The following is a 17,354-nucleotide window of genomic DNA, read 5'->3' on the forward strand; positions in this document are numbered from 1 at the left end:
AGTATAATGATTTCAAATTAGTTTATAACTACGAATAAGGCACTTATGAATACAGTCAATAATCAAGTATCTGAAGATTACTTTATACACCGCATTAAACCTGAGTACCAAAAAGAAGCTAATATTTTGCTGGCTACTACTGGTGTTCTTAACAGTTTTTCTGGCAAGTACACTTTAGCCATTTCCAACTGCACTATGAAGCCAGTAGCACTATCTTCAATGAATCATCAGCATTGCCTTTATAAAGCATCAGTGATTAATCAAGATGATGTTGTCGTTGATACATTTAATTGTGAGGGTTCTCCAAATCAGTGCTTTGAATACCTTGCACATCGTTTTGAACAATTGCTAACAGGGCACGAAGATCAAATTTATTTAAAGCAGCATGCTGAATTAACTCTAGATGACATTCTAGTCACTGAGAACTGTAAGCCATCACAAGTCTCAATTGATAAGCAATCATCATTATCAGTGGTACAGGAAGAAGTTGATGAATGGATTAATACCTTGGGTGTCCGTTACTTTAGCGAGTTAACTAACTTATCAAACCTAATTGAAGAAGTGGGAGAAGTAGCTCGTTTAATAGGTCGTGAGTATGGGGAACAAAGCTTTAAGAAAGGTGAAAAACCAGAGTGCATTAAAACCGCCATTGCTGACGAGTTATCCGATGTGCTGTTTATTGTCGTGTGTTTAGCAAATCAGCTTGGTATTAACTTAGATGAAGCCTTTGCTAAAAATATGGATAAAAAGACCAATCGTGATACTACTCGACATAAAAACAACAGTAAGTTGAAGTAAGGTGACATTTATATGAAAAGTGATGTGACTCATTATACAGGGAATGCAAAGGTCATTTACATGCTAAGCCTTTGGCTTACTCCTGATATGTGGGAAGATAAGGCTCTATTTGCTGAAATCAAAGAAGTAATTCAAAAACTGACCGAACAGTCTTTATCTCAACTATCTGAGCGAGAATTGTGTCTCACTCAAGAACTTACTAATGCCCTTTTAGAAGCAACTTTAGCCTCATTTGATAAAGCAGACGACATCCAAAAAGATGAGCTTGGTTTAGTGCTCAACGATATAACCAAATTCGTATCATTCTTGGAAGTGAGCACTGAGACTCACTAATTTCATGCTCAACTCCATCGTGAGACAAAAGATGTCTTAGCTGGTGTTTACAATGAACATATAAATCATTATTGTTGAGGTTGCGATGGAATATATTACGGTGTTTTTTGGTTCGTTATTAACGGTTTACATGCTTGGAATAAACTCTCAATTGGTTAGAGATAAAAACTGTATAGGGGCTTTTTCTTTAGCTTGGTTCATTTCATTGTCCAATATGCTTTATATAAAAGTGTTTGTGATGAGCGATGAATTTATGCTGACTTACTTATGTTCAGCATTAGGCAGTGGTATCGGAATTGTTTTATCAATTATCACTTATTCAAAAGTACATGAATTGTTAAGTAAAAAGACTAATAAAAATCAGGTTATTAGTTCTTTGTTAATAAAGGGAAATGAAAATGCCTAGAACATATGCTTGTTACCATGAAGCTATAAAAACAATAATCCAAGACGGAGAGTCTAATAAAATTACATTAGCGGCGATTATTAAACACTCGGATTTTGTTATAAAAAGAGAACACGCAGAGTTAGCTGACTTTAATAAATTTATAATACGAGAAATCAGATACCTGATAGAGACTATAGGTAAAGTACATAATACTGACAAGAGCAAATTAGTAGAAGAAAAAACAAAACGTGGTAAAGCTAATTATTATTATTGGTTCTCATATGAAGTAAGAGAGGAAGAGTTATATGGCGAAGGAGTATCGAAAGAAGGTTATTTTGCCAGAGCAGTTGTTTTTAGCTTTATTGAAGAAAACTTAAGAGAATTTTTTCCTCCAGAAATTATGGCATCGTTAAAAGATGATTTAAATAATGCCCATAATGAATTCGATGTCCTTGGCGGAATCGCAGGGAAAATGAAATTTATTCCTTCAGGTGTGGAAGTGTGGCCTTCTTATGATATTGATGAAAGAAACCCGAAAGATTGGAATTTAGCCTACCACGCATTAATGGAAGAGTTTGTTATACAGGCTGATTATAATTCGAGTCTTAACTCAGGGATTGAACGAGTACATTTATCACCTCAACGTGTTCAATATGCAAACCATAAAGTTGTGCTTCTTTGTTATATACATGATTCAGGGGAAGTTAAATCATATGAAGTTTCAAGGTTGATGAATGTTAAAAAATCTGCAGATTATAAATTCAAGACAGTAAATTTTAATGATATTGAAACAGAATATGAATTCGAAGCGCTTGTTAATTTAGGTGTTAAAAATTATTTCGATAGTGTGAAGTTTGGTAATGAACTTAAATCAACTCCATCAATTAATGGGGTATATTTAGTAAAAGCAAAGATACAAGTTCCAGATCATTTTTCTGAATCTAAAAAAGGGCAACCAGACCCTTTTGCAATAGCTAACTTTCTTAGTACTTTTGCAGACTCGATGGAGGTTCTTGAGCCTGATTTTTTAAGAGAAGAAATGAAACGAAGGGCAGATAACATATCTAAGTTGTATTCTGATAAACACGACAGCACTCCTATAATCAAAAAAAGCCATCATGTGCAAACAGGAAACCTTAAAAAGCTTAAAGAAATAGACGAGGGAAGATAATGATACAGGGTAAGGCAAGTTATGACTTACCCATCATTATAATGATGCTTGAACTGTTAACTACAAATGGATGTACAAATGACTAAACCTCGTTACTTAACTAAATCTCGTTTCAAAATGGCAACGGAATGCCCAACTAAGCTTTTTTATACAGGTAAAAAAGAATACCCCAATACCATGCTTGATGACCCATTTTTGGCAGCCCTTGCTGATGGTGGTCATCAGGTTGGTGAATTAGCTAAGCAGTATTACCCTAATGGTTTTGACATTACCACACTTGATTATGATGAAGCCGAAAAGCAAACACTAGAGCTACTAGCACTTGATGAAGTGGTAATATTTGAACCCGCTATTCGTTTTAATAACTTGTTTATTCGTGTAGATGTATTAGTTAAAAAAGGTAATCACTTTGAATTAATTGAAGTGAAGGCCAAATCATACTCAAGCCAAAAAGATAAAGACTTTCTTAATACTAAGGGAAATGTTTCATCTAAATGGCGACCATATATTTTCGATGTGGCGTTTCAAAAACATGTTTTAAAAAGTGCTTTTCCAAAATCAACGGTTAGCAGCTATCTAATGCTTGTAGATAAGTCAGCGATTTGTGCAACTGATGGTCTTAATCAAAAGTTTGTATTGGCTAAAGATGAACATAATCGAAAAGGTGTCACGATATCATCAAGCCTTAATGCTGAAGATTTAACCAATAAATTACTTACCAAACTTAATGTCGATAAAGTTGTTGAACTTGTTTATCGCAAAGAACTACAAACAGGAATGCCAGCTTATTCTTTTAAAGACAACATCACAGCACTTGCTAAGTATTATCAAGAAGATAAAAAAATAGCACCTGTTATCGGTAAAAAATGCAAAACCTGTGAGTTTCAATGCTCTACGGGTGATGAACAAAAGGGCAAGCTAAGTGGTTTTAAATCCTGCTGGAAAGAACAACTTCATTGGTCTGATGCTGATTTCAATGATAAGACCGTACTAGATATTTGGAACTTTAGAGGTGCAGATAAACTTATCGAACAAGGCATAATCAAGCTTGTTGATGTTGAGCCTGAACATATTGGTGAAGTAGAAAATAAAAATGCCGCTTTAGCACCCAAAGAACGCCAATGGCTGCAAGTAGAGAAAGAACAGAACAAAGACACTAGTATCTATTTTGATACCGACAGTATGCGTAACGTGATGGCTAGTTGGACTTACCCGTTACACTTCATTGATTTTGAAACCAGTGCGGTAGCTATTCCATTTTATAAAGGTATCAGTCCCTACGAGGGCATAGCATTTCAATTTTCGCATCATATAGCTCATGCTGATGGGCGAGTTGAACATGCGGGTGAATTTTTAAATACCGCAAAAGGTGAGTTTCCTAACTTTGAATTTGTTCGTGCTTTAAAAGCACAGCTTGAAAACGATCAGGGCACTATATTCATGTACTCACCACATGAGAACTCATATTTGAATATGATTTATAGACAATTAAATAATTCAAATGAGTTAGACAAAGACGAACTTTGTGAGTTTATCAAGTCAATTACTCGCTCAACAAAGAGTAGTAAAAAAAACTGGCATGGCGACCGTTGTATGGTGGATATGCTTGACCTTGTTAAAAAATATTATTACGACCCAGCAACGAATGGTTCAAATTCGATTAAATATGTATTACCAGCCATCTTAAATAGCTCTAAGTATTTGCAAGAAAAATACAGTAAGCCCATTTATGGTAGTGAAGGTGGCACTGAGTCAATTAACAGTTTGAACTTTAAAGAAAAAGTTTGGATTGAATTTGATGAACAAGGTAAAGTAAAAGACCCATACAAACACTTACCGAAAATGTTTGCTGATATAACAGATCATGATGTTGAATTGCTATCAGAGGGGGATGAATTAAACAACGGTGGTTTAGCGTTAACCGCCTATGCAAGATTACAGTTTACTCAAATGAGTGAGTATGAACGTGAAGAATTGAAAAAGGCGCTGTTGTGCTATTGCGAAACAGACACGTGGGCAATGGTGTTGTTGTATCTTGAATGGAAGGAAATGATTAATGAATAAAGATAAATTTGTAACTAACCCTGAAGTTATTGACTTTGTTGCATGGGCTGTAAATCTTTTACCGTCGCTTGAGGTAAATCTTAATATATCTAGGAAAGGAACTGGACGAGCTATAGGTACAAATGGACCTGGTGTGCAAGGCATGTTTGTCGGGGTGGACGCTATAACAAGTGCTTACCAATGGTTAGGTAGGTGGAAGGATGCAGATGGTAATTACACTGAATCTTGTGATTGGCATTCCACCAAGAATTCGTTAAATGAGTTGAGTCAATGGCTCAGAAATAATATTCAAGCAGGAAGCTCCATTGAAGTAATTGAATGTTGTAAGCAAATATTAATTTGGGGAGGGGATAGAAACCCTGCTGTTGGTGCCGGAAGGTTCCTAGGAACACTTAAGGATGAGATACGAAATTACTTGATTGATGCTAGAAGCCAACTCTCACTAGAGGTAGCCGATCTTAGGGAGTTAGATGGAATCTGTGAAATGAATTCAATGCTAACAAAAGTTCACGCTTTAGCTGCAGATGATGGCCTTCCTATTTACGACTCTCGAGTTGCTGGTGCATTTGCGTGCTTAGTTGAAATATATAGACAAAATATGAATACTCCTTGGAATCAAATACCTGAATTACTGGTTTTTAAGGCAGTAGATTATGCAGATCGTAGAAGAGTTCTAGGGATGAATAATCTGCGGAGTCCTGTAGTAGATCCTGGGGTAATCACTAGAGCAACAAATCCAGCAGCAATTGAAACACGATCTTGCGATTGGGCTTCTTCAAAAATTAGGCTTGGCTGGATAATGGAGGAAATTATCTCTGTCTCGGAAAAAAAGGAACTATTTATGTTTCACGAGGCAACATTACTAAATAATACTCGAGTAGCTAAAATGCATGCCTTAGAAGCTGCTCTATTCATGATTGGTTTTGACGTTGATTGCATTAGGGATGTTAATTTTAGTTAGTCCTTATTTATGTTTTTCTGAAAAATTTATTTAATTTATTTAATTTATTTAATTTATATAATAAGTAGCTTTTGTAAGACAAAGTTTGTCTAGCTTGTTTGGTATATTCATTTCTCTCAAGTCAACAAGGATAATTTATGAGTTATATCGATAATTTAATAGCAAACTGTGAAGAAGCGAAAGTTGCAAAACCAACAAGAGAGTTTGTTTTAGGTGGGCTTTTAGATTTAGATAGAATAAAAACAGCAATTTATGTTATTGAACAAGTATCTGGCGATATCAGTGATGCTTTCAATTCACTTTCAAATTATAAGGCAACGAAAGATAGAGCTTGCCCAGCATTAAATGCTCCATCGAAAATTATGTATGTTGGTTCTTCTACAACAGGAGTTAAAAGTAGAATAAAACAACATATTGGTGATGGTCATAAAGGCACTTATGCTTTGCACCTTAAGCATTGGTTTAAAGGCGACTATAAAATTACGATTATGGAATTTGATAAAACACGGGATGTGCTTCAAATCATTGAAGATGACATTTCAGAACGTTTATCTCCTGCATTTGGAAAGAAGGGCGGTAACAATAAGTAAGTTTTCTAATTAGTTTGACTAACTTGTACAGGAAACGTCTCCTCAGCGACCTGTTATTTATGGCATTAATTTTTAAATACAAAAAAGGATAAATTTGTATGATGTTTAAAAAAGTAAATTTCTTATTTCTTTAGCTATAACAGCTACCCTTGTTGGTTGTGGAGGTGGTGGAAGTTCATCACCTGACAAGCCTGACCCAATAGTAGCGAATACAATCTCTCTTACAGGTAAAGTTATTGATGGGTACGTGTCAGGTGCTACGGTTTGGTTGGATTTAGATGGTGATAGTAAGTTTGATAAGCAAACTGAGCCGTCAGTAGTTTCAACTGAATCAGGTAATTACAGTTTTGAATTCACTGAAGAACAAGCTTCTTGTGTACCTTACTCTACTATGTATGTCGATGTGCCTGTTGGTGCTATAGATGAAGATTTAGGCGAGGTTACTGAGGCATATCAGATGTCTTTTCCTCCATCTATAGAGCCTTTATCAGATGATGATATTCGTAATATATCGCCATTAACGTCTGTTATTTGGGGGCAATTACGACGTCAATTAAAAGGGAGTGGCAAGGGAAACTTAACTTGTGATGAACTTAAGGCTGATACTGATTTACGTCTTGAGCTTAAGCAAGAAATTGAAGATGTAATACTAAATCTGATTGCTCATTACAATTTATCGGCTGATCAAATTTATTCAGATTTTATTGCGAATAATGACAGCGCCGCTTATGGCAAAGCTCAGTCTATTGTTACGGGCTTAAAAGCTGCTTATAAACATAAAAAAGCCTTGGAAAAAGAATATCCAACTGCTGCCGAAATTCGAGTTGTTATCTATCAAGACAAAGATAAAGATGAAGAGTACAACTTTACTGATGCTTGGTATCGCGATGAAATTATTTATATGGGCACTGAAGACTTTATTGAGTTTGTGAAGCTTAAAGATACAGGGTCATTAAAAAAAGTTGATGTTGTTTTAGCTAAATTTCATGAAGTGGGAATTAGCTGGGGCGACCAGTCACTCAAAGGTTGGCTAAGTATTCGAGAAGATGTATATATCAATGCAGACCAAACATATCGCTGTGGCAATATTGAGCGTGTTAGCTTTGAAAAAGAGGGAATTCACTATGAGCTTGGGAATTCAATACCCACAGTCACTTTCCCAACACTTGAAGAGTGTATAAATACCAGTTTAGAAAACCCTTATGAGCGTAACTTTAACTTACGTTACTCTGAAACTGATTATGAGTATGGTGCAGAGTTCTATTTCAGAGACATGAATGCTGACTTTCAAACTTTATCTAATTGGGTAAATGTTAAAGAGAAGGTTGCAGATCTAGATCCAGCAGATTTCTTTACTGCTTTTGATGCAATGCCTTATCGATTTGATGATGAAGTTGCAGTTGATGTTAGTTACTGGCGTAAAAGCAAGGCAACAGGTAATGTAGTGATACATAAAAATGATGAAGGAAAGTGGCGTAAAGAAACGAAGCAAGAGGACGGCACAACTTTTTATGAATGTAGTGTTGACGGCGTTAACTGGGGAGACTGTCCTTAATCGCTTTTTTATTTAGGTGGCTTTAATTAAATACCAGCTTCATGCTGGTATTTTTATTTTTGGCTGATGATATACCTCAATGCTCAATGGCTTTCTAAATATTACGCCACTACATAGGGTATTTAAAAAGGTAAAGTTGTTTAGCAATATAGATATAAATTTAATAATAAGCCTATTCGCTTAACATTAGGATATTACCCTAGCATGTCATTGAGTGATGTACGAAGTAAAGTACACCACTTAAAGGTTTGTTATTAGGCCACTCCAGTCGCGTCACGTAGTTTTAATTCAGCGATATAAATTTAACTCTGTCGGTTACTAATCAAGAAGCGTATTTTATCGTTCTTGATAGGTAACCGATATATCTAGTTAAGACCTATTGTTGGTTATCCATTTTTTCAATAGATATTGGTATCGATTTATATGTTGGGGTACCGCATTCGTCAGCGATACTTTCTAACGGCACTAAGGGATTTGTTTCTGGATAATAGGCAGCCACACAGCCTGGGGGGATAAGGTATTCAACAATTTTAAAATTAGAGAGCGAACGTTCTATGCCATCGTTTGATACCGTTGTTATTTTGACATAATCTCCATTTTTTAATGCCTGTTTATCTATATCTTTTGCACTCATAAATATGATATTACGTTCACCATATACACCACGGTAACGATCATCCATTCCATAAATAGTGGTGTTGTATTGATCGTGTGAACGCAGTGTTTGCAACGTTAGTACCGGCTTTTTAGTCATTAACTGTGCACGCTCATGTACTAATTGGTCTGGTAATCTAGCATCACTAAAAATGGCTTTTTTTATTGGAGTACGCCAATGACGTTGTGCTGCTGAATTTTCTAGGTGGAAACCTCTACCTGCTTTTATTCGGGAGTTATAGTCATCAAAACCGGGTATGACAGCACTTATTTCTTTACGAATTAACCCGTAATTACCGGCCAGCGTATTCCAATCGACTATTTTATCGCCTACTGATGCCATGGCTATTGCAGCAACAATAGCTGTTTCTGAACGAAGAGTGTTAGCTGCTGGTTCATTTTGACCCGTTGAACTGTGTACCATACTCATTGAGTCTTCCACCGTAATACACTGTTCGCCGCTAGATTGGCGATCTATTTCTGTACGGCCCAAGCACGGGAGAATTAGCGCACGTTTACCTGTTATTACATGGCTTCGATTTAATTTAGTACTGATTTGTACGGTTAAGTCACACTTTCTTAGGGCCTTGTGAGTACGCGTGGTATCAGGTGTTGCCGCAGAAAAATTGCCGCCCAAGGCAATAAATACCTTAGCTTTACCCTCAAGCATGGCATGAATAGACTCAACGGTATTAAAACCATTATCACGAGGAACATTAAAAGAGTAACGATTCTCTAGTGCATCAAGAAAGTCCATTGACGGATTTTCATTGATCCCCATAGTACGATTACCTTGCACATTTGAATGACCGCGTACCGGACATGCGCCAGCCCCTGCTTTGCCAATATTACCCCTGAGCATTAGTACGTTCAATAACTCTCGTACTGTAGCGACAGAATGGCGGTGTTGGGTAATCCCCATCGCCCAAGTGAAAATAACCTTATTACTGCTGGCATATATTGTTGCTATTTGTTCAATATTTTCTCGAGTCAAACAACATTGGTCAAGAATTTTGTCCCATTCGCTTGCCGCAACACTTTGTTGATATGCTTCAAAACCATGACAATGTTTATTGATAAACTCGATATCGAGTACTGATTTATCATGCTCAAATCTTTCAAATAAACATTTAGCGACGCCACGTAATAACGCCATGTCTCCGCCTAAGCGAGGGGTGAAATAATATTGACTGATGGTAGTCCCCGTTAAGAAGATCATTTCTTTTGGGCTTTGTGGGTCTGAAAACTTTTGCAATCCACGTTCTTTTAAATTGTTAACGGAGACAATTTTAGCTCCGCGTTTACTTGCCTCACGCAAGGTTCCCAACATACGAGGATGATTAGTGCCTGGGTTTTGGCCGAAGACAAAAATGGCGTCAGCTTTAGAAAAGTCGTCCATAGTCACCGTACCTTTACCTGTACCTAGACTATTTGTCATGCCTATGCCAGAGGCTTCATGACACATATTAGAGCAGTCAGGAAAGTTATTTGTGCCTAATACTCGACCAAATAACTGATATAAGTAGGCCACTTCATTACTCGCTCGACCAGAGGTATACAATAATGCTTCATTGGGGGAGGAAAGTTGCTGCAGGCTAGTGCCAATGATTTTAAAAGCTTCTTGCCAATCAATTGGCTGGTAGTGATCACTTATTCCATCGTAATACATTGGTTGGGTTAAACGGCCACTTTTCTCCAGTGAATGATCATCCCATTGTTGTAATTCTGTTATTGAATATTGTTTGAAAAAATTGCTATCAACACGTTTACTGGTGGCTTCCCATGCAATGGCTTTAACGCCATTTTCACAGAAGTCTACTTTCCCGGCAGTGGTAGAATCACCCCATGCACAACCAGGACAATCAAAACCACCTGGTTGATTTGCTTTGAGTAATGCTTTAACGCTTTTCGCGGCATTTTCACTTTGAATTAAGTGTTTAGCTGAGCTTCTTAGTGCTCCCCAACCACCAGCAGGTGAAGAATAGGCAGGATTGTTTTTTGATGACTTAGACATATAAATCCTTTATTAGGCGTAACGTTTTAGTTGCCCATGTTGGAAGCAAAATAAGGCTATTTGAGATTTGCGAGCTGAATTAACAGCTAAGTCAGTCGGCTGTGCTAGCGTGACTAACGTTGTCAGAGATAAGCGAGCAGCCTTGGCAATTAAATCATGACTGCAGCGGCTTGTTATCAAAGCAAAACCATCATGAGTCAGTAATTTTTTATGCGACAAACAACCTAGCAATTTATCTAACGCTGAATGACGACCCACATCCTCTCGAAAGGCGATCATTTTAGCAGATAAATCAAAAAATGCAGCGCAATGATTTCCTCGGATACTCCCCGATTTTTTTAAAATACTAGGTAAGGCATCTCTTGCTTGAATAATAATTTTCTCAGAGGGTAATTGAAACGATTTTACCTCTTTTTGATGAGGCTGATTTAATGACATAGCAGCTTCAATAGAGTCTAGACCACAAAGGCCACAGCCACTTGGCCCAGCCATCGTTCTGCGTCGTTGCTTCAATCGATGCTGAACTCGTGCTAAAACCAGAATATCAACTTGCCATCCAGAGATATGTGAATGAACAATGATATCTAAAACTTCGTTAGCCGAATGAATTAAGCCTTCGCTTAAACTAAAACCAAGTGCAAAGTCTTTTAAATGCTCAGGAGATGCCATCATTACCGCTTGGCTAATGCCATTAATACTAATTGCAATAGCTGCCTCAGTAAGCTGCGCTTGATGCAACTCTTTCTGAGGAAGTTCAGCAATTTTTTTAGTGCAGTTAAGATGCTCTATAATAACATTCTCCAAAGTGTTTTTATCTTAAAATAGTGGCGCTTTGCCATACTATCGACAAAGCCATTCTATTATACAATAGGACCGTAAGGTTTTTAATTACCTCCAGCATATTTTCTCGAACACTCAGTGTTTTAAACCATTACACTTAAATCTGTAGTATTAATTTCTCTACAGACATCATCATCAATTTCAATACCATATTCAACAGTAAATTCTTTGTATTTTAATGTACCCAATCGTACTTAAATGTATGGGAGAGTTACTTTAGTGATCTAATTAAGTAGTTGATATAAAAATTTATAATTTTTTTTGACGTCCATCTTTGGGGGCATTAGGGGGGTAGAATTTGAGTCTCTCTATCTGCACCAAATACAGGTTCAATAAGAACCAATGAAAACTGAAAGCTCCAAGTTATATAGGGTTTTCAGTTTTTTATATCCAAAATGATTTGATAATATACTTTACACTGTCATTTTATTTTTAATGTGCTTAGTGCCAAACACGACTATTGGATACCTTCCAATTCTGGATTAACAATGACTACTGTGCTTTGACTTTCTTCAACAGGTTTTTTAATACCATCAAAGGCATATTGCTCGCTTATTTCTATTGCTTCAGCCACATCTAGTAGCTCTTGAACAAGAGCATCACGGATCACAACTAATCCAATGATTGAACCAATAAATATAATTGTTGCCAAAAATACCATTTCAGCGGTAACTGCAAAACCTGCCTGCTTTCTAATATTAATCATAGTAATTCACCCCTGAATTGATATTCTTTGTTAGCTATGGGCTGTGAATATTACAAAGCATTATTTATGCCAGATAATATATCAAGAATTATTAAGGTGAAGTGTTAATAATTCTTGATAGCTTTGACAGGCGTCACTTATATACTTTTTTCTTTTATTATCGAGTAAATATTTGTCAAATATGTATTTTATTAAAGTATTGTGTGACTGATTATTAGCTTTTTTCATAAAGTATAGCTAATAGTTAGAGTCTGTGTGTTTGATGTTAATCGATATTTATACAGTCGACAAAGATACTGGAGGAGCTAATAACTGTGAATTAAATCTCAATACTTATATTTTGCTTAAACGAGCGGCTTATTTTCTCTAGAACAAAAAATTGATGGATTTTTTGAAGTTGTTTTTACACTATTTGGAAAACTTAGTATGGGTAATTTAATATATTACTTTTAGCAATTTGGTTTTTATTCTGATTTGCAATTTGCAACTCAAATTGACTTTTATGATTATATCTAAAATCAATAATTTTTAATTATTGATTTTAAACGTTAAATAATAGGCTTTATAATGGAACGTTAATTGCTTTGATTAAGGATAATATCGTTTTTTCATTAAAGGTGAACATCATTTTGGAAAATTCAAGAATTGATATATTAGAATTGGTTCAATGTGTAGGAGCTATGTTGATAGCTCAAATGGGGCGACCCGTTTGTTGTCGATTGCTAAACCAAACCAGTTTTAGTCGAGCTATGGTTGACCTTGATGCAAATAAACTGACAAAACAGCTTGCAGAAGACATTCAACAGGCTATAGATAGTGTCGAATATGGTGTCACTATAAAATTCAGTGTTGTTGATGATCACATGCATTTTGATTTTTACTGTGATGACCAAAGTGAAAAATATTTTAGCACTATAATTTCTGGTAAACCTAAACTAGAAGAAAGCCTGCCAGAGCTGATTGGTGAGCCAATTAAAGTCCGTATTCAATCAGACGACAGATCATTACAACATTGTTTTCGTTCGTTTGAACAAGGCCTTAATATTGAATGTATAGCGCAATCATCAAATGAAACAGCTGATTCACCTTGCCATATCGAAATTAAAGATTGTCGAGCTACGTCTGACGTTTATGCTAACTTAACTAAAACAAATAGTCATTCAACGATTGTATTGCGTACTATGCAACAATTGCAGGAGCGTGAGCGTACGGACGAAATTTCACTATATTGGCCATTTTTTGATAGTGATTTACATAACCTTTTGGGTGACATTAAGCATTTACGTAAACTTAGAGTTTTTGTTGCAGACGATAGTCAACCCAGTAAAATGACGACAATAATCATGCTAGAACATCTAGGTTGTATTCTTACTGGTGCAGATGATGGTATTGAAGCGTTGGAGTTGACCAGCAAACAGCCATTTGACCTTATATTTTTAGATGAACGGATGCCCGGTTTACTTGGTAGTGATGTTGCAAGCCAGTTACGTGATGGTAATGGCGTAAATGCTAATACGCCGAAAATTTCGCTGACAGGGATCACCGACAGAGATTCTGTTGCTGAGTTATATAGAAAAGGTATTACTCATCATATTGAAAAGCCTATTACAAAGTTAGTGTTAGAAAATTTTTTACAACAATATCGTAAAATTCAACTTGCACAAGTAAATGAAACTATTGGAGTTTAAAAGATGAATAATTTATCCCATACCGCACTAGTTTTGATAGGTTATCAAAATGATTATTTTTCACCACAAGGTATTTTATATAGTGTGATTGAAGAATCATCAAGAGTGACGGGAGTACTTGAAAATACGCTTACGTTACTTAGTGAGTATGGGCGTGATTTTGGGATGGTGATCAACACGCCCATTCATTTTACCGCTGACTACAATGAGCTAGCAAATCCTATAGGTATTCTTAAAGTCATCAAAGATGTTGGAGCCTTCAAAGAAAATACGTTTGGAGCAGAAGTTATTCCTCAACTGTCTAAATTTGATGATTTTGTTACTATAATTCCAGGTAAGCGAGGATTGAATGCATTTTCTAATACAGATTTAGCGAAGTTACTTCATGATAAAGGTATTACCGATATCGTGTTTGCAGGCACAGTTACTTCCATCTGTATCGATTCCACTGCGCGTTCCGCAATAGATTTGGGCTTTAACGTAACAGTTCTGGATGATTGTACCTCTAGTCGAACACCTTTTGAACAGAACTTTTATTGCACCGAAGTTTTTCCTTTATATGCCAATGTTTGTCACTGGTCACAATTAGCTTCAACTAAATAGCATAGGATGTCAGCGTGGATAACAGCAAAGAGCTCCAAGTACAAATCCAATATGCCCTAATTGAGAAGCTATCAAAAAGCCAGCAAGCTCACGCTAAATTACTGTCGTTGTTAGATGAATGTATATTTGAATGCGATAATAACTTTACGCTGACCTATTTAAACTCAGCCTGGAATAGGCAATTAGGGTATACCGATAACGAATTATTGGGTTGTGCTTTACCAACTTACTTGCATGAAAAAAGTAAAGAATCTTTCTGTAATAACATGGCTGAAACAGCATGTGAAAAAAGTGATCCTAAGCGAGTTGAGGTTTTACTTAGAGATAAATCTGGTGAATACCGATGGTTTGAAATGCGTATGGTTAGAAACGCTGAAGAGGGGTTTATAGGATCTTTGTTCGATATTCAAGCTCATAAAGATATGGAAACCCGCTTACGCTTTAAAGAAGAAGCACGAAAATTATCTTTGGTTGCAAGTCACACCAACAACTTGGTGATTATAACAAATGAATGTGGTGAAGTTGAATGGGTTAATCGCAGCTTTGAAAAACTATCTGGGTACTCTTTTGAGGAAATTAAAGGCCAGCGACCAGGAAAGTTACTACAAGGGCCAATGACTGATCAGAACGTTGTTACAGTTATGTCTGAAGCCATTAAAAATAAGGAGAATTTTAACGTCGAAATTATCAATTATAATCGCGATGGTGAGCCTTATTGGATCGCAATGGATGCATCACCAGTAAAAAGTAAAAATGGTCAAGTTAGCCACTATATTGCGGTCCAATCTGATATTACCCAACGAGTAAAAGCTGAACAGTTGGCATCTGCTGCTGAATACAGTTATCGACTAGTAGTCGATAATATTAGTGAAGTTGTTCTGCGCCTTCAACCAGACGGACGCATTGCTTTTATGAATCATGCATGGAGTGATTTAATCAAGTTGCCTGAAAGTCAATGTATGGGTAAAGAGATCACTGAATTTGTTAGTGGTGTTAACCAACCAATTGTTATTAAGGCTTTGAACCAATTTGCCAATGGCGTGCACAACACATGCAGATTAGAATTACAGATGAGATGCGCTGGCGGTTCCCATACTTGGGCAGAAATGAGTATGACGCCAATTGTTGATCAAAATGGTGCCTTAATTGCTATTGCCGCTACGCTTGTTGATGTTGATGAGCGTGTAGCAGCAGCATATGCATTAAAAGAGGCCAAGCAGCATGCTGAAACCCTTGCTGTTGCAAAAAGTCGTTTTCTGGCTAATATAAGCCATGAAATTCGCACCCCACTAAATGCCATGATTGGCTCAAGTGAAATATTACAAGATACTGGGCTTAATCAAGAGCAACAACGCTTTGCTGATATGATCCAATCGAGTGGAAGTGCATTATTAAGTATTCTTGACGACGTGTTAACCTATTCACGTTTTGAAGCTAATGCAGTCACACTTGAGCATCGAAAATTCGACTTAGGTATTTGTATAGATGAAGCTATTGATATTTTGTCTGACAGCGCGGTTAAGAAAAAGCTGAAACTGATTTTGTGTATTGATGCTAATGTACCAATGAACGTCATAGGTGATAATGTTAGACTTCGCCAAATTTTAATTAATCTTCTGGCCAATGCTATTAAGTTTACGAGTATTGGAGAAATTAACATTCATGTAGCATACAAACCCACAGAAAATAACCAAGGTGTTCTTTCAATCAAGGTTATTGATACGGGTATTGGCATTGCTGAAGAAAAAATGTCTCAGTTATTTGAACCTTTTATGCAATCTGACGTGTCTACCACTCGTCAATTTGGCGGTAGTGGTTTAGGTTTGGCCATCTGTCATCAAATTTGTGAAGCTGCAGGAGGAACAATTAGAGTCAATTCTAAATTAGATAAAGGTAGTACTTTTTGTATTGAAATTCCAATTGAGATTGATATTTCTGTTCCACAAAATCAATTACCTTTACTACCAGATAACTGCAACAATATTGTTTGGTTAATTGGGAATGATAATAATCTAAACGATGCAATTAAGCAGATATTCAAACGTTACAAAGTAACATATAAAGTGTTTAGGTCCACCTCAGAATTACCTGATCCTTCTATTGGGTTAGCTGACTTTTTGGTAGTGACTGAGCCGGCTCAAAGCGATAGTTGTAGAAAGTATTTAAAGCCTTACTTCAGCGATGGCTCCACACCTTGTTTGATAATATTGGATCTGCTGGGCAGTGGTAAATTCACTCATTGGCACAGTAAAAATGAATTACTGGTTAATGGCCCGATCAAAGTTTCTCACATTAGTAGGATTTTGGAGCAGTTGCATGAGATGTTAGGGAAGGCTAGTATCAAGTTATATGACGCACTCAGCGTTAATAAGAGTGATATTAATTTTGGTAATGCGACTATTTTAGTTGTGGAAGATAACCAACAAAATCAAATTATTATAGAACAATTTTTAATATCTTGCGGATGTCAGGTGCTAATCGCTAACCAAGGCGTTGAAGCGTTACGCATGTTGAAAAATTCTGAAATTGATTTAGTGCTCATGGATATCCAAATGCCGGTAATGGACGGTCTAACCACGACTACTCATATACGCTCAAGCGATGAGCACTTTAAGCATGTACCTATTATTGCGGTGACTGCTGACGCAGTCTATGGTGACAAAGAGCGTTATATGAAAGCTGGTATGAATGATTTCTTGCCTAAACCTGTTATTCGCAAAGAATTACATCGCTTGTTAATTAAATACTTACCTGAACATAAAAAGCAAAAAAATAATGAAACTAAAGTTCAACGATTGTTAGAAATGCGCACACTTGTTGCAAAATGCCTCTTATAATCTACATATTTGCAAAACGCAATTCAATATAAGAATGTTCAATTTCATTTTCCATGTAGATAAATTCCTTTCTGATAATAAATTTTAAATATAATTTATAACCTACTGTTTTATAATAATTAAATCTAAATCCTTAAACTAATCTCCAACTT

14 protein-coding genes are annotated in these 17,354 nt (G+C 36.3%); 11 read left to right on the forward strand and 3 right to left on the reverse strand.

Translation table 11 applies throughout. The features are described from left to right. Positions 1-45: 45 nt before the first annotated feature. The 8 genes from H4J62_RS08600 to H4J62_RS08635 all read left to right on the forward strand — a co-directional run bounded on the left by H4J62_RS08600 (position 46) and on the right by H4J62_RS08635 (position 7,860). Positions 46-798, forward strand: a complete 753-nt coding sequence (locus tag H4J62_RS08600) for a nucleotide pyrophosphohydrolase (protein WP_220465926.1) — start codon at positions 46-48, stop codon at positions 796-798. 12 nt (positions 799-810) lie between these two features. After that, entirely contained in the window at positions 811-1,131 is a 321-nt protein-coding gene (locus tag H4J62_RS08605) for a hypothetical protein (protein ID WP_182216358.1), read from the forward strand. 85 nt (positions 1,132-1,216) lie between these two features. Beyond that, positions 1,217-1,537, forward strand: coding sequence for a hypothetical protein (locus tag H4J62_RS08610; protein WP_182216360.1), 321 nt, complete (start codon positions 1,217-1,219; stop codon positions 1,535-1,537). Next, positions 1,530-2,690 carry a WYL domain-containing protein gene (locus H4J62_RS08615; protein WP_182216361.1) on the forward strand — a complete coding sequence of 387 codons (1,161 nt, stop codon included), beginning with the start codon at positions 1,530-1,532 and terminating at the stop codon, positions 2,688-2,690. Before H4J62_RS08610 ends, H4J62_RS08615 begins: the two co-directional genes overlap by 8 nt. A 78-nt stretch (positions 2,691-2,768) precedes the next feature. Next, positions 2,769-4,754 (forward strand): DUF2779 domain-containing protein, encoded by a 1,986-nt coding sequence (locus H4J62_RS08620; RefSeq protein ID WP_182216363.1) that lies wholly within the window; start codon positions 2,769-2,771, stop codon positions 4,752-4,754. Continuing rightward, the gene (locus H4J62_RS08625) at positions 4,747-5,715 is read left to right on the forward strand and encodes a hypothetical protein (protein ID WP_182216364.1); all 969 of its coding nucleotides are present in this window, start codon (positions 4,747-4,749) and stop codon (positions 5,713-5,715) included. Before H4J62_RS08620 ends, H4J62_RS08625 begins: the two co-directional genes overlap by 8 nt. Before the next feature lie 137 nt (positions 5,716-5,852). Continuing rightward, positions 5,853-6,305: a GIY-YIG nuclease family protein gene (locus H4J62_RS08630; protein WP_182216366.1), complete on the forward strand. Its 453-nt coding sequence runs from the start codon at positions 5,853-5,855 to the stop codon at positions 6,303-6,305. Positions 6,306-6,552: 247 nt separating this feature from the next. After that, positions 6,553-7,860, forward strand: coding sequence for a hypothetical protein (locus H4J62_RS08635; RefSeq protein ID WP_310733558.1), 1,308 nt, complete (start codon positions 6,553-6,555; stop codon positions 7,858-7,860). A 376-nt stretch (positions 7,861-8,236) separates the two neighbouring features. Here the strand turns inward: H4J62_RS08635 and H4J62_RS08640 are convergent, their stop codons facing one another. From H4J62_RS08640 to H4J62_RS08650, 3 genes are all read right to left on the reverse strand, one after another. Beyond that, on the reverse strand, positions 8,237-10,528 hold the full coding sequence (locus H4J62_RS08640; RefSeq protein ID WP_182216368.1) for an FdhF/YdeP family oxidoreductase: 2,292 nt from the start codon (positions 10,526-10,528) through the stop codon (positions 8,237-8,239). A gap of 12 nt (positions 10,529-10,540) precedes the next feature. Further along, the gene (gene fdhD, locus H4J62_RS08645) at positions 10,541-11,332 is read right to left on the reverse strand and encodes a formate dehydrogenase accessory sulfurtransferase FdhD (RefSeq protein ID WP_182216370.1); all 792 of its coding nucleotides are present in this window, start codon (positions 11,330-11,332) and stop codon (positions 10,541-10,543) included. Positions 11,333-11,825: 493 nt separating this feature from the next. Then, complete coding sequence (locus H4J62_RS08650; RefSeq protein ID WP_182216371.1) at positions 11,826-12,074, reverse strand: hypothetical protein; 249 nt, start codon at positions 12,072-12,074, stop codon at positions 11,826-11,828. Between the two features lie 629 nt (positions 12,075-12,703). Here H4J62_RS08650 and H4J62_RS08655 point away from each other — a divergent pair. The 3 genes from H4J62_RS08655 to H4J62_RS20650 are packed head-to-tail and all read left to right on the forward strand — an operon-like array spanning position 12,704 to position 17,202. Then, positions 12,704-13,762 carry a response regulator gene (locus H4J62_RS08655; protein WP_182231332.1) on the forward strand — a complete coding sequence of 353 codons (1,059 nt, stop codon included), beginning with the start codon at positions 12,704-12,706 and terminating at the stop codon, positions 13,760-13,762. A gap of 3 nt (positions 13,763-13,765) precedes the next feature. Then, positions 13,766-14,365, forward strand: coding sequence for a cysteine hydrolase family protein (locus tag H4J62_RS08660; protein ID WP_182216374.1), 600 nt, complete (start codon positions 13,766-13,768; stop codon positions 14,363-14,365). 14 nt (positions 14,366-14,379) lie between these two features. Further along, positions 14,380-17,202, forward strand: coding sequence for a PAS domain-containing protein (locus tag H4J62_RS20650; protein WP_182216376.1), 2,823 nt, complete (start codon positions 14,380-14,382; stop codon positions 17,200-17,202). Positions 17,203-17,354 lie beyond the last annotated feature (152 nt).

Source organism: Colwellia sp. BRX8-5 (genome assembly GCF_014077325.1).
In the GTDB taxonomy this organism is placed as follows: Bacteria; Pseudomonadota; Gammaproteobacteria; order Enterobacterales; family Alteromonadaceae; genus Colwellia_A.